The organism is Mycobacterium sp. IDUB_36 (assembly GCF_055419225.1).
In genome coordinates, this window is sequence record NZ_JBVAXH010000001.1 from 1,772,036 (window position 1) to 1,786,240 (window position 14,205).

The 14,205-nt window shown below is 65.3% G+C and carries 10 protein-coding genes; 4 read left to right on the forward strand and 6 right to left on the reverse strand.

The window, feature by feature from the left end; translation table 11 throughout:
- The first annotated feature begins 35 nt into the window (after nt 1-35).
- The 3 genes from ACZYW1_RS08685 (at nt 36) to ACZYW1_RS08695 (ending at nt 5,410) form a co-directional block, all read left to right on the forward strand.
- Nucleotides 36-2,210, forward strand: coding sequence for an acyltransferase family protein (locus ACZYW1_RS08685; protein ID WP_463784950.1), 2,175 nt, complete (start codon nt 36-38; stop codon nt 2,208-2,210).
- Nucleotides 2,211-2,513: 303 nt separating this feature from the next.
- The gene (locus tag ACZYW1_RS08690) at nt 2,514-3,602 is read left to right on the forward strand and encodes a S1C family serine protease (RefSeq protein WP_463784952.1); all 1,089 of its coding nucleotides are present in this window, start codon (nt 2,514-2,516) and stop codon (nt 3,600-3,602) included.
- A 158-nt stretch (nt 3,603-3,760) separates the two neighbouring features.
- Complete coding sequence (locus ACZYW1_RS08695) at nt 3,761-5,410, forward strand: hypothetical protein (protein WP_463784953.1); 1,650 nt, start codon at nt 3,761-3,763, stop codon at nt 5,408-5,410.
- Between the two features lie 13 nt (nt 5,411-5,423).
- Here ACZYW1_RS08695 and ACZYW1_RS08700 read toward each other — a convergent pair whose 3' ends face one another.
- The 3 genes from ACZYW1_RS08700 to fgd are packed head-to-tail and all read right to left on the reverse strand — an operon-like array spanning nt 5,424 to nt 9,708.
- The gene (locus ACZYW1_RS08700; RefSeq protein ID WP_463784955.1) at nt 5,424-6,566 is read right to left on the reverse strand and encodes an acetate kinase; all 1,143 of its coding nucleotides are present in this window, start codon (nt 6,564-6,566) and stop codon (nt 5,424-5,426) included.
- Nucleotides 6,563-8,689 carry a phosphate acetyltransferase gene (gene pta / locus ACZYW1_RS08705; RefSeq protein ID WP_463784957.1) on the reverse strand — a complete coding sequence of 709 codons (2,127 nt, stop codon included), beginning with the start codon at nt 8,687-8,689 and terminating at the stop codon, nt 6,563-6,565. The genes ACZYW1_RS08700 and pta overlap by 4 nt, the downstream gene beginning before the upstream one ends.
- 8 nt (nt 8,690-8,697) lie before the next feature.
- Nucleotides 8,698-9,708 (reverse strand): glucose-6-phosphate dehydrogenase (coenzyme-F420), encoded by a 1,011-nt coding sequence (fgd, locus tag ACZYW1_RS08710; protein WP_463784959.1) that lies wholly within the window; start codon nt 9,706-9,708, stop codon nt 8,698-8,700.
- Between the two features lie 80 nt (nt 9,709-9,788).
- Between fgd and ACZYW1_RS08715 the strand changes: the two genes are divergently transcribed.
- Entirely contained in the window at nt 9,789-10,529 is a 741-nt protein-coding gene (locus ACZYW1_RS08715) for an MBL fold metallo-hydrolase (RefSeq protein WP_463784960.1), read from the forward strand.
- Between the two features lie 100 nt (nt 10,530-10,629).
- On the opposite strand, the gene ACZYW1_RS08720 is transcribed toward ACZYW1_RS08715, so the two are convergent.
- The 3 genes from ACZYW1_RS08720 to ACZYW1_RS08730 are packed head-to-tail and all read right to left on the reverse strand — an operon-like array spanning nt 10,630 to nt 14,182.
- Nucleotides 10,630-11,964, reverse strand: a complete 1,335-nt coding sequence (locus ACZYW1_RS08720) for an NtaA/DmoA family FMN-dependent monooxygenase (protein ID WP_463784962.1) — start codon at nt 11,962-11,964, stop codon at nt 10,630-10,632.
- Nucleotides 11,961-13,082 carry an LLM class flavin-dependent oxidoreductase gene (locus ACZYW1_RS08725; RefSeq protein WP_463784965.1) on the reverse strand — a complete coding sequence of 374 codons (1,122 nt, stop codon included), beginning with the start codon at nt 13,080-13,082 and terminating at the stop codon, nt 11,961-11,963. Before ACZYW1_RS08725 ends, ACZYW1_RS08720 begins: the two co-directional genes overlap by 4 nt.
- Nucleotides 13,079-14,182, reverse strand: a complete 1,104-nt coding sequence (locus ACZYW1_RS08730; RefSeq protein WP_463784967.1) for an LLM class flavin-dependent oxidoreductase — start codon at nt 14,180-14,182, stop codon at nt 13,079-13,081. The genes ACZYW1_RS08725 and ACZYW1_RS08730 overlap by 4 nt, the downstream gene beginning before the upstream one ends.
- Between the last annotated feature and the right edge of the window lie 23 nt (nt 14,183-14,205).

The window sequence follows — 14,205 nt, forward strand, 5'->3', positions numbered from 1 at the left end:
TCCTGAAAAGGCATGCCTTCAAACAGCTGGTGGCTATGGTGCAGACTTCGAGCGTCAGCCCTCCTCGACATGCGCAGGGTGGGCGCCCCGCCCAACCCGGATTCCGTCCGGACATCGAGGGCCTACGTGCCGTAACGCTGTTGGCGATCCTCGGTTTTCATGCCGAAGTGCCGGGGGCGGGCGGCGGGTTCGTCGGACCCGACATCTTCTTCATCATCTCGGGCTTCGTCATCACCGGGCAATTGTGGAAGGACATCGACACCACCGGCACCGTAGGACTGCGCCGGTTTTACGCGGGGCGGGCTCGCCGTCTGCTTCCCGTCTCGGCCCTCATAGGCACCATCACCATGATCGGTTCGGCAATCCTGTTGCCCCCGATGCAACTTCGCAATGTGATCGGCGACGGCATCGCCTGTGCTCTCTACGTCGGCAATTACCGGTTCGCCTTTCAAGGGGTCGACTATTTTGCCGCCGACCGGGCTCCGTCGCCGTTTCAGCACTTCTGGACATTGGGCGTCGAAGAGCAGTTCTATCTGATTTGGCCGGTTCTGCTGGTTGGTACGGCCTGGGTCACCATGCGTCGGCGGCGACGCTCCGGGGTGCCGGCAGCGCCGTCGAAGAGTCCCTACATTGTGTTGCTCATTCTGATCGGAGGCGCCTCCTTCGCCTACTCGCTGTGGGCTACCGACGTAATGCCCTCCATGGCTTACTTTTCGCTCCCCTCGCGGGCCTGGGACTTGGCAGCCGGCTGCCTACTGGCGCTCACCGCCCACCACTGGCGCCGGCTTCCGAAAATACCTGCCATCGCTATCGGGTGGGTAGGCCTTGGTCTAATACTGCTGGCATGTAACCAATTTCGACCGACCACGCCATATCCTGGAACCGCAGCTCTCGTGCCATTGCTCGGCACGCTGCTGGTGCTCGGCGCAGGATGCGCGGCGCCGACCGACGGGTGCGGCCGCGTCCTGGCGTGGGGACCACTGCGGGCGATAGGAAGACTGTCCTATTCGTGGTACCTGTGGCACTGGCCGATCCTCCTCTTCGTGCCGTTATTACTCGATCGCCCAGTTGGTTTGGCGGATCGGCTGGCCGCAGTCGCCATCTCCGGTGGATTGGCCGTGTTCACACTGCACGTCGTCGAGAACCCGTTGCGCTACGCCGCCCGGCTGCGTCGTTCTGCGAAAGCGAGTCTCGCACTCGGCGCCGTTGCGACCGCCGCCGCCGCATGCGTCGGCTTCGTGATGCTGATGCTCATCCCCGCTCCCGTCGGTCGGAGCGTGGCGGCGCAAGCCTTGAATATCACTGCGGGAACACCGCTGGTGAACGCGACGGCCGACGAATACAACAAGGCGATCCAGCGGGCCTTCGCGCAGGTGCAGACCGCCGTCGCGGAGTCCGCGGACCTGCCAGACGTGCCTTCGAACCTCGACCCGTCCCTGGAGGGCGCGGCCGGGGAGCCGCAGCGGTTGTTCTTCGATGGTTGCCTGCGAAATTTCCTGGAAGTCGGCGTGCCCGACTGCGCGATGGCCGACACGTCGTCGTCGACGACCGTTGCCCTCATCGGCGATTCAAATGGCGCGATGTGGACGCCGGCATTGCAAGAGGTTGCCGCGCAGCGGCATTGGCGCCTGGAGATGATGGCGAAGGGTAACTGCCCGGTGATGGACCTGCCGACCATCATTTCGGGCCGTCCCTACACCGAATGCGAGCAATGGCGCAGCGACGTCACCGCCCGGTTGCAGAGGGAACACCCGAAGCTGATCGTGCTCAGCGTGTGGCGCCGCTACGGTGCTCCGGATGTGCCGGCGCGATTCACGGCCTACGACCCGGTCTGGATCGACCGACTCACCGCATTGGTGCGGCAGCTACGCGCCACCGGCGCAGGGGTTCTCGTACTCGGGCCGATCCCCGATCCGCAATCCCGTGTGCCCGAGTGCTTGTCCATACATCTCGATGACGCGACCGCGTGTTCACCGGACAAATCGGTGGCGGTCAACCAAACCGGAATCGCAGCTGAGGCGGCTGCGGTCGAGGCGGCAGGTGGTCAGTACACGGATATCACCGATCTCTTCTGCGCCGCCGATCGCTGTCCGGTGATCGTCGGCAACACGATGGTCTACTTCGACCGGAATCACATCTCACTCGAATACTCGCAACTCATGGCGCCCGCCATCGGACCTCTGGCGGACCGGGCAGTCTCCACTCGCTGAGCAGGCGTCTGCCGATATGACGTCGCAGAAAGACGCCCATCATCGGCGCAGACGAGAGTAGGGTCGACTGGTACTCAGCGACGGCAACAGTCTGTACGTGGCGTGCCTCCTGCGGAGCGCCCGGAAGAGGTTGCCGTGAAGTCCAGCCAGAATCATCCCAGCGGCGATCCGCAGCGAATCAGCGGCGGCGGTCCGAATATCCCCCCACCCGAAGATTTTTGGCGCAACCCAAACGCGGTAGCACCCCTCGGCTCACCAGCACTACACGCACCCGCCCCGGCTCGGTCGGAGCGTGACAGCGAGGTGCCAGGGTCGGCGAGCAAGGGCCGAGCTGGCCGCAAGGCTTCGCCGACATTCACCACGCTCGCGCTGGCCACGATCGTCGCGCTGCTGATCGGTTTCGCCGGCGGCTGGATATTTCGCGGGAACGCCAAGATCGCCGAGGCGCTCGCCATATCGAGGGTCAAATCGATCTTCGACGGGTTCGACGAGCCATCGACGCGCGGCTTCGCCAAAATCGCTACGGCCGCCAAGAATTCGGTTGTCTATATCGAAGACGTAAGAGTCAAAGACAAAGTCGGCTCTTACGGTTCTGGACTCGTCATCGACAGCCGCGGTTACATCGTGACCAACAACCACGGGATCTCGCAGACGGTCAACAATCTCGAACTGCGCACGGTCTCGGTGATCTTCAACGACGGCCGCAAGGTACTGGCCAATCTTGTCGGCCGAGATCCCAAAACCGACCTGGCCGTGCTGAAGATAGACAACGTCGACAACCTCGCCGTCGCGGAACTCGGAGATTCCGACCGAGTTCAGGTGGGTGACCTGGTACTCGCGGTCGGCTCGCCGCTGGGGTTACGTACCTCGGTGACGCACGGCATCGTCAGTGCCATGCACCGGCCAGTGCCTCTGGGCGACACCGTGATCGATGCCATTCAAACCGACGCCGGGATCAATCATGGCAACTCGGGCGGCCCGCTGATCGACATGAATGCGAAAGTCATCGGCATCAATACCGCGTGTCAGATCCAGACATGCGCGGGCGGGCCGGGCTTCGCCATTCCGATCAACGAGGCCAAGGCTGTCGCCGCTGTGCTGATTCAGGACGGTCACATCAATCACCCGAAGCTCGGGGTCGCCATCCGACCGGTGAGCGAGGCTACCGACTTCGGCGCTCAGGTGGCAGCCGTGACTGCCGAGAGTCCGGCGAAGAATGCCGGAATTCTCCCGGGCGACGTGATCGTCAAGGTCGGCGACCGTTCTGTCAGCGACGCCGATGAATTTGTCGTCGCGGTCCGTCTTCTCACGATCGGTCAGCCGGCACCGGTCGAGGTGATACGGAACGGACACACCGTCATGCTGACCGTCACGCCGTACCCGGATAAGTAGCTTCGCACAGACGCTCGCATCATCGGTCGTCGCCGTGTTGCCTCTCCGCACGTCACCGGCCAACAGCTGAGAAAATTCTGAGCGTTTAGCAAACTCCTAAGCTAAACCTCAGGTATGTTACGTCCGACTTATCGGATTAAACGTCCAAGGAGGACGGCGTGACTTGTACTTCTCGTCCTGCCATCACCGGCGGCATTGCCCTGGTCAGCGCTGCCCTTATCGCGATCACCCCCGCCGCGGCGCCGCCGCACCACATCCTTGATCTGCCGATTCAGCTAACCACCATCGAGCACGGTGACTTGTTCTTTCCCGAGGTCGGCTGGGATGAGATGGTCGCCAACACGACCGCCAACTGGAACGGCCTGATGGAGATGTACGGGCAGAGCACCAACCTGTTCTCGCTGCCTTCGGCCGTCTACTCCGAGGGTGTGCCGAAGGTCTTCAACGACCTCGTGACGCAGCTGCAGGCGCTCGCCACCTACTCGGCCGCAGTGACCGCGCAGAACGGCGCACTGGACCCGAACACCCCGCTACCGCCGCTACCCGATTTCTTCTCAAACCCGGTGACCAACCCAGTGTCGGTGCTGACCCTCGTCCTGCAGAACGCGATCGCATCGAACTTCGCGTCGAACGCCGCCCAGGTCGGCTGGGAGGGCATTCGCCAGAACATGCTTCCGTCGTTCAACGACATCGGCACCCAATTCAGCAGCATCTCCACCCAACTCCAGACGCTGCTCACGGACGGGACCTTCTCGGTCGACGCGTTCCAGACCGATCTGACCGACATCGGCAACGACCTGACGACGATAGGCGGTTACCTGTCGCTGGCGCCTTCGACGATTCTGAACAGCTACCTCAACGGTTACCCGATCGTCTCGGCCAGCCCTGACGGCTTGAACGGGATCGTGCCGTCAGTCGGGGACGCCTACACGCTGAACGCTCCGTTCAACGAAACGACGAATGTCGCCATCACGCCGTATTTCGGCCTGCTCACCAATCCGTTTGCGGCGTTCACTGAGAATGTCGGCGGGTTCGGCGACGGCGCCTCGCCGAGCTTCCTGGGTACCGCTCCGATGGTCACCGGCACTCTGGCGTCGCTGCTTCAGACTCAGCAGACATTGGCCCACGAACTGCTGACGGTGACGTCGACGATCCCGGGCAGCGGTATCGACGCGCCGCCGGTCACGGACGCGCTGACCATCCTGGGTCCGGACAGCATCAACATCGACCTCGACTTACTGGGAATCCCCGTCGTCGGTGACGTGATCAGCGGGATCAACACCGCCATCGACTCGGTCAACTCCGCAGTGAGCGAACTCATCGGCTACCTCAACACTTTCGTGAGCGGCACGTTGGACGCTGTCGTCAACCCCTTCATTGGAGCCGTCGACGGTGTCATCGACCTGATCAACGCGATTCCCGGAGTCGACATCGACGCGATCGGTAACGTCAGCCTGACGATTCCGACGATCCCGGAAATTCCGAGCATCCCGACTGACATCGCGGGAACGATCGGACTGCCGGATGTAACCGCACCAGGTGTGCCCGCGTACGTCTGGGATTTGGCCATGCACCAGATGGCCATTCTCGGCAGCATGGCCAGCATCGCCGCACCGGTCACCGGAACGGTGAGCAGCGACGGTATCGGCAACTTCCTTGCGCCGGACGCGATCATGAATCTCGGTTCCATTTTCAACGCAACTATGGAGAGCATCCTGGGGGACGGACCGTTGGCGATCACCGCGACTTTGCCGCTCGACTGGACGGACCTGATTGCCACCAGCCTGGCGAACTTGTTCACCGGCTGACACCGGACGAGTCCTAGACCACGCTCAGGCAGTCTCGGGCGATCGCCAGTTCCTCGTTGGTCGGAATCACCAGCACCGCGACCGGCGAGGAATCGGCCGAGATTCGCCGAGCGCCGTTGGCGACCTGTGAGTTTCGCTGTTCATCGAGTTCGATGCCCAGGCTTTCCAGGCCGCGCAGCGCGTCCAGGCGGACCCCGGCGACGTTTTCGCCGACGCCGGCCGTGAAGCTGATGGCATCTGCGCGGCCCAGGACCGCCAGGTAGGCACCGACATACTTACGCAACCGGTGCACGAACACGTCGTAAGCCAATTGCGCTGCGGTATCGCCGGTCTCGATCATCGCCTGTAACCGCCGAAAATCCCGCTCGCCGGCAAGGCCGAGTAGGCCTGCGCGGTGGTTGAGCATGGATTCGACGTCCTCGACACTCATACCTGCTTCGCGCTGCAGAAAGCTGACAATGCCCGCATCGATGTCGCCGCTGCGGGTTCCCATCACCAGACCTTCCAGCGGCGTCAGGCCCATCGACGTTTCTACCGGCCGTCCACCGGCGATCGCGGACGCGGACGCACCGTTACCCAGATGCAGCACAATCTGATTCAGCTCGCCCCAGGGCCGCTCCAGGAACGCGGCGGCCTGCTCGCTGACGTAGCGATGCGACGTCCCGTGAAACCCGTATCGCCGGATGTGCCACTTCTCCGCGATCTCGCGATCGATGGCATAGGTCGCCGCGGCGGCAGGAAGATCGTGGAAGAAGGCGGTGTCGAACACCGCGACGTGCGGAACCTCCGGCAGCATTGCGCGGGCGACCTCGATGCCCTGCAAAGCAGGCGGATTGTGCAGCGGCGCAAGCATCGACAGCTGTTTCAACTCGGCGATGACGCCGGCGTCGATGATGGTCGGTCGATAGAACACCGGTCCGCCGTGCACCACCCGGTGCCCCACCGCGGCCAGCCCGCAGGCCGTCAGATCGATACCGCCGTCGGACAACGTGTCGAACGCCACCTGAAGTGCGGCGCGGTGATCCGTGATCGGCGACGACGGCTCGCCGATGCGTTCGACGGTGCCGTCGGCCAGCGATCTTCCCGAATCAGGCTCGATCAGTTGGTATTTCAGCGATGAAGAGCCGGCGTTGAGTACCAGCACGGTGGTCGTCACGTAACACCCTGCGCCTGGATCGCGGTGATCGCCACCGTGTTGACGATGTCCTCGACGAGAGCACCCCGAGACAGGTCGTTGACCGGCTTGTTCAAGCCTTGCAGCACGGGGCCGATCGCGATCGCACCGGCACTGCGCTGCACCGCCTTGTAAGCGTTGTTACCCGAATTCAGGTCGGGGAAAATCAATACGGTGGCCCGGCCGGCCACCGGGGAGTCGCGCAGCTTGGTGGCCGCCACTGACGGCTCGACGGCGGCGTCGTACTGGATCGGTCCTTCGACCAGCAGCTGCGGGGCCCGGTCGCGCACCAATCCGGTTGCCTCCCTGACCTTGTCGACATCGGCTCCCGTGCCCGATTCGCCGGTGGAGTACGACAGCATCGCCACCCGCGGTTCGATGCCGAACTGCGCGGCGGTCTGCGCCCCGCTGATCGCGATGTCGGCGAGCTGATCGACGCTCGGATCGGGGACGATCGCACAGTCACCGAACGCCAGCACCTGACCGGGCAGGCACATCAGGAACACGCTGGATACCGTCGAAATGCCCGGCGCCGTGCGGATGATCTCAAAGGCAGGGCGAACGGTGTGCGCCGTGGTGTGCGCCGCCCCGGACACCATGCCGTCGACCATGCCGTTGTGCACCAGCATGGTGCCGAAATACGAGACGTCGTGGATGACCTCGCGGGCCTGCTCCACGGTGATGCCCTTCTTGGCGCGAAGCTCGGCGTACTGCTCGGCGAACTGATCGCACAACTCGCTGGATCGAGGGTCGAACACCGTGGCGTCGTCCACATTGACACCGAGTTCGGCTGCACGGGCCCGGATCTGCTTCTCATCGCCGAGGATGGTGAGGTCGGCGAGACCACGCTGCAGCACCCGGCCGGCGGACTTGAGAATCCGGTCGTCGTCGCCCTCCGGTAGCACGATGCGTTTGCGGTCCGAGCGGGCCCGTTCGCGCAATTGGTAGGTGAACATCTGCGGCGTGGTCACCTTGGGAATCGGAATCGCCAACTGTGCCAACAGGTCCGTAAGGTCGACGTGGGTTTCGATCAGCTCCAACGCGGTGTCGATTTTTCGCTGTGACGACGTCGTGACTCGGCCGCGGGCCGACCCGACCGCGGTGGCGGTGTCGAACGTGCCCAGCGAGGTGGCGATGATCGGCAGCCGCAGCCGCAGTCCCGCAACCAGTGCGCCTGTCGACTGGTGCAGCTCGAAATCGCCGTTGAGAATGATGCATGCCAGCGATGGAAACCCTTCGGCGGCATGGGCGCTCGCGACGGCAAGCACCACGTCCGACCGGTCGCCGGGAGTGACTACGGCCACGGCCTCGTCGAGGCGCTCGAGCACATGGTCGGCCGTCATGCCCGCGACCACCACACCCATCACCTCGCGGTTCATCAGTGCGGTGTCGCCGTTGAGCACGGTGCCGTTGACCGCCGCCTGCAGATCGGCAACGGTCGGGGCCACCAGCAGCGGCTCCTCGGGCACCGCATAGGTCTTGGGTGTCAGCGTCTTCAGCGCTTCGGTGATCGCGGCCAATTGGGTTGGCTCGCAACGGTTGGCGACGACGGCGGCGGTGTGCGCGTGCTGGCTGTTCAGCTCGGTCAGGCATACCTCGACGGCGTGCACCAGTTGCTCGGCGCTGCGGCCCTTGGCCCGAATGGCCAATACCACCGGCGCGCCCAAGTTCACCGCGATGCGGGCGTTGACGCTCAGCTCGGCGGGACTGGCGACATCGGTGTAATCGCTGCCGACGATGACCACCGCGTCGCATCCGTCGGCGACCGCGTGATACCGCTCGACGATGTCGTCGATCGCGCCGTCACGGTCGGCGTGCAGCCGCTGATAGTCGACACCGATGCAGGCTTCGTATGGCAGGTCTGCGGTGGCGTGGGCCAGCAGCAATTCCAGGATGTAGTCGCGGTCGCCGCCGTCGGCGCGTGTAATGGGCCGGAACACACCAACTTTGGCGACGGTTGCGGCCAGCCGATGCAGGATCCCGAGCGCGATCGCCGACTTGCCGCTGTCGCCTTCCGGCGCGGCGATGTAGATGCCGCTCGACGACGATGCGGGCCGCTGGTCGGCCCGTTGAGGAGTCGGGCGATCAGGACCGGAGGCAGGCACGCTGCGGTTCAGCCGAGCCGTCGCAACCGGGGCTCGAGATCGCGCTGGAACAGCTCCAGGAAACGGCGCTGGTCGTGTCCCGGCGCGTGGAACACCAGGTGGTTCAGGCCCCAGCCGACGTAGTCCTTGACCTTGGCGACGGCTTCGTCGGGATCAGACGCCACAATCCAGCGTTTGGCGACCTGCTCGATCGGTAGGGCGTCGGCGGCCTTTTCCATCTCGATCGGGTCGTCGATGCTGTGCTTCTGCTCGGCGGTCAGCGACAGCGGCGCCCAGAATCGGGTGTTCTCCAGCGCCAACTCCGGGTCGGTGTCGTAAGAGATCTTGATCTCGATCATCCGGTCGACGTCATCGGGGTTCTTGTCCGCCGCTTCGGCACCCTCGCGCATCGCCGGGATCAGCTTGTCCTTGTAGAGCTCCTCGCCCTTACCGGAAGTGCAGATGAACCCGTCACCTGCACGGCCCGCGTACTTGGCCACCTGCGGACCGCCCGCGGCGATGTAGATCGGGATACCGCCTTCGGGCACGTCATAGATCGAAGCGCCCTTGGTCTTGTAGTACTCGCCCTCGAAGTCGACGCGGTCACCCAGCCACAGCTCACGCATCAGCCGAACCGATTCACGCAGCCGGGCATAGCGCTCCTTGAACTCCGGCCACTCCCCCTCGTATCCGGTGGCGATCTCGTTGAGCGCCTCGCCGGTGCCGACCCCGAGGAAGATCCGGTCCGGGTACAGGCAGCCCATGGTCGCGAAGGCCTGCGCGATGACGGCCGGGTTGTAGCGGAACGTCGGCGTCAACACCGAGGTGCCCAGCTGTAGCCGCTTGGTGCGCTCCCCGACCGCGGTCATCCAGGCCAACGAGAACGGCGCGTGTCCGCCCTCGTGTCGCCACGGTTGGAAATGGTCGCTGACCGTCGCGCTGTCCATGCCGTGCTCTTCGGCGGCGACCGCCAGCTCGACGAGTTCCCGCGGGGCGAACTGCTCCGCCGACGCCTTGTATCCGAGTTTGAGTTCAGCCACGATGTCGTTTCTACTCCACACCCCGATCGCAAGCGCGGCTGAGCCGGGCGCCGCGGGCCGGCGGACCTAGACTCTCCGGCATGGCACCGGTGTTGAAGGCCGTCACCGAACGCGTCCACCTCGCCCAGGGCGGGGCGGTCAACTGGACGCTGGTCACCGATGAGCGCGGCGTCCTGTTGATCGACGCCGGTTACCCGGGGGACCGCGACGACGTGCTGTCGTCACTGCGGCGACTCGGATACCAGCCCGGCGATGTGCGGGCCATTCTGCTGACCCACGCCCACATCGACCACCTGGGTTCGGCGATCTGGTTCGCCAAGACCCACCACACGCCGGTGTACTGCCACGCCGACGAGGTCGGCCACGCCAAGCGCGAGTACCTCGAGCAGGCATCGCCGATCGACGTGGCGATGAACCTGTGGCGGCCCCGCTGGGCGCGCTGGACCGCCCACCTGGTCCGCGACGGCGGGTTGAGCCGGGAGGGGATCCCGACCACCCAGCCGCTGACCGCCGACGTGGCCGCCGCGCTGCCCGGCAGCCCGATGGCCATCCCCACCCCGGGCCACACCGGCGGACACTGCTCTTATCTGGTCGACGACGTACTGGTCAGTGGCGACGCTCTGGTCACCGGACATGCCCTGCTGGCCCGAAGCGGCCCGCAGCTGCTACCCGAATTGTTCAGCCACGACCAGGCCGGTTGCATCCGCAGCCTCGCCGCACTCGCCCTGCTCGACACCGAGCTACTGGTGCCGGGCCACGGCGATCTGTGGCGCGGCCCGATCCGGGAGGCCACCGAACAAGCGGCCGCGCTGGCGCGCTGACGGGTCAGCCGCGCATCACCGAAATCGACGCTGCCGTGCGAACGTTCGACAAGGACCCGCGCTCACGTCGATCTCGGCGCCAGGGGTCGCTAAAGGTCGCTTAGAGCCCGAGATGCTCCCGGAGAGTGGTGCCGCTGTATTCGGTACGGAAGCCGAAGCGTTCCTGCAGCAGCGGCACCACGCGGTCGACGAATTCGTCGAGTCCATGCGGCGTCAGGTGCGGCACGAAGATGAATCCGTCGCAGGCGTCGGCCTGGATGTAGCGGTCGATCTCGGCGGCGACGTGCTCCGGGGTTCCGACGAACTGCTCCCGGCTGGATACCGCGATGATCAAGTCGCGAATCGAAAGACCTTGCGCTTCAGCACGTTCGCGATAGCGACGGGCGACCTCGATCGGGTCTCCGTGCCGGACCCGGCCCTGGGTGATGCCGAGGTCGCCGGTCGGATCGTCGTTGGGTAGCGGGCCGTCCGGGTCGTAGTCGGAGAGGTCGCGACCCCACACCTGCTCCAGCATCGCTATCGCCGTCGGTCCGCTGATCTGCTGACGGCGGATGACACGGGCCCGCTCGTCGGCGTCCGCGGCGCTGTCACCCAGGACGAACGTCGCAGCGGGAAACACTTTCAGGTCGTTGGGGTCTCGACCGAACGACGCCGCCCGACCCTTCACGTCCGTGTAGTAACGCTTCCCGTCGTCCAGCGACCCGTGCAGGGTGAACAGCGCATCGGCGTAGTGCGCACCGAAATTGCGGCCTTCGTCGGAGTCACCGGCCTGCAACAGAATTGGATGCCCCTGCGGACCACTGGGCAGAGTGGCGACCCCGCGCACGTCGAAGTGCGAGCCATGATGCTCGACGACACCGATTCGGTCGGGTTCGGCGTAGACACCGGCCGTGATGTCAGCCCGGACGGCATCCGGTGCCCAGCTGTCCCAGAATTTTCGCGTCACCGCGAGGAACTCCTCGGCACGCTGGTATCGGTCGGCGTGTCCGAGAAATCCGCCGCGCCGGAAGTTCTCCCCGGTGAAGGCATCTGACGATGTGACGATGTTCCAGCCGGCTCGACCGTCGGACAACTGGTCCAGGGTGGCGAATTGCCGTGCAACCTCGAACGGTTCGTTGAAGGTGGTGTTGATCGTGCCGGTCAGCCCGAGCCGGTCGGTGACGGCGGCCAGCGCCGCGAGCACGGTGAAGGTGTCCGGGCGGCCCACGACGTCGTGGTCATAGATCTGGCCCCGATGCTCGCGCAGGCGCAGTCCTTCGGCCAGGAAGAAGAAGTCGAACAGGCCGCGTTCCGCGGTGCGGGCCATGTGCGCGAACGACTCGAACTCGATCTGGCTGCCCGACTGCGGATCGGTCCAGACCGTGGTGCTGTTGACGCCAGGGAAATGGGCGGCTAGGTGAATGGGTTTGCTCTGCTTGCCTTCTCGCGTGCTCATCCGCCGATACCCCAGCGCTTGGCCAGTAGTTCGTGCGAACGCAGACGAGCCTGATGGTCGTGGGTCACCGAGGTGACGACGAGTTCTTCGGCGCCGCTGAGACGCTGCAGTGCCGACAGTCGCTCAGCGACCACGTCGGGGTCGCCGACGAATTGGGTCTCCAGCCGGTCCTTGACCACCGGCAGCTGCTCCTCGGTCAACGGCGCAGTGTCGCCGGGTGCCGGATAGGGCACCGCGCCGACACCGGTGCGGATCGAATACACCCACTGCCCGTAGCCGGACGCGAGTTCCTGTGCGGTGGCGGTGTCTTCGGCGACCACGACGTCTGCGGACACCACGACGTAGGGCTCCTTCAGCGTTGCCGACGGAACGAAGGTGTCCCGGTAGGCCTCAACGGCTTCCAGCGCGGTTGCCGGAGTGATGTGGTAACTCGCGACGAACGGCAGCCCGTGCGCACCGGCAAGCCGCCCGCTCTGGCCCCTGGTACTGCCGAAGATCCACGGCGCCAACCCCGATCGCTCCCCCGGCACCGCGTGCACATCGAAGCCGTCGACCCGGTAACTGCCGTCGAGCAATGCGAGGATGTCGCCGAGTTGATCGGCGAAGTCGGGTGCCACCGCCTCGGGTTGTTGCAGGACCCCCATGGTGGCCAGGACGCGCTCGGTGTCGAGCAGGCCTTTCAGGTTGAAGGGCAGCGGTATCACCACACCGTCGACCTCGCGCCACTGGCGGGGTGGGCGGTCCTTGCTCGACGGGTGCTTGGGTTTGAAGCCGGTGTCGCGACGCTGGCCACGCCCCAGGCCGAGGTCGATGCGGTCCGGGTAGAAGGCATCGAGGGTGCCAAAGCTTTCGACGACTGCCGCGGCGGTGGTGTGGCCGAGTTGAACGGCGGCCGCTCCGACTCGGATTGTGTTGGTGGCCGCGGCGATCTGCCCGATCAGCACCGCGGGTGCCGAGCTGGCCACTCCGACGAAGTGATGTTCGGCGATCCAGAATCTGCGATACCCCCACCGCTCCGCGTGCCGGGCCAGGTCGATGGTGTTGTGCAACGCCGACGCGGCGTCGCTGCCGGCACTGATCGGTGAAAGGTCCAGGATGGACAGGGGTGTGGGAGTCACGGGTTCACTTCCGCATAGCGGTTGGGTGCGATGGGCAGGCCGAGTCGTTGCCGTAACGTCTCGCCGTGGGTGTAGGTCGTGCGAAATCGGTTGGCCCGCTGCAACAGCGGCACCACGTCGTCGACGATCACCGGAAGGTCTGTCGCGTTGACGGCCGGCCGCAGCCGCGCGCCGTCGATACCGCGCTGCTGCCAGTCGAGCAGGAGTTCGACCACGTCGGCCGGCCTGCCGTCGAAAATCAGAGCATCCGAACCGAATTCGGTGTCACCACCGAATGTCACGACCAGATCGGCGTACACCTTCAAGTGCTGACCGCCGGCCGACTTGACCTCGTCGAGAATCGCGTCGAGTGAGACATCGTCGGTGGGTGTGACGAACACCAGATCGGCGCTGGCGGCTGCGAATTCGTAGATGCGCGGCCCGTGCGCCAGGGCTGCCACGACCGGCTGACCCTGCGGAGAGCGCGGGGTGATCGACGGACCCTTCACCGAGAAGTGCTTGCCGCGAAAATCGATGTAATGCAGCTTCTCCCGATCGATGTAGCGCGCCGTCTCGGCGTCGCGAATGATCGCGTCATCCTCCCAGCTGTCCCACAACTGGCGCACCACCTCGACGACGTCGGCAGCCTCGTCGAACAGTTCGTCGCCGTCGATGGGCGCATCGCGCCGCCCGAACAGTGCGGCCTCATGTGCTGTCGAACTGACCCGCGGCTGCCAACCCGCCCGCCCGTGTGACACGTGGTCCAGCGTCGCGATGGCTTTGGAGAGGTGGAACGGCTCGGTATGCGTGACGGTGGCCACCGGAATCAACCCGATGTGCTCGGTGACCGGCGCGATCCGCGCGGCGACCAGCACAGCGTCACCGCGCCCGGCCAGCCGCCGCGGGCTGACCGGTTCGCGCCGTCCCGGCTGGGGCTGCAGGCTGTCGTCGATGGTGAGGAAGTCCAGCAGACCCCGCTCGGCGGTGGCCGCAAGGCCGGCCCAGTAGCGACCGGAGAGCACCGATTCCACCGCGGGGTCGGCTGCCAGGGTGGGACGCCACGCGTGCGGGTGCCATCCGTACCCGTCCAGGGCGACGCCGAGGTGCAACTGCCGCGTCATGTGTCGCTCCGCATGGTCGATGG

Bases quoted from the DNA above. Each gene is read 5' to 3' on its own strand.
- ACZYW1_RS08685 (WP_463784950.1), top strand. From the start codon at position 36: ATGGTGCAGACTTCGAGCGTCAGCCCTCCTCGACATGCGCAGGGTGGG.
- ACZYW1_RS08715 (WP_463784960.1), top strand. From the start codon at position 9,789: ATGGCACCGGTGTTGAAGGCCGTCACCGAACGCGTCCACCTCGCCCAG.
- ACZYW1_RS08720 (WP_463784962.1), bottom strand. From the start codon at position 11,964: ATGAGCACGCGAGAAGGCAAGCAGAGCAAACCCATTCACCTAGCCGCC.
- ACZYW1_RS08730 (WP_463784967.1), bottom strand. From the start codon at position 14,182: ATGACGCGGCAGTTGCACCTCGGCGTCGCCCTGGACGGGTACGGATGG.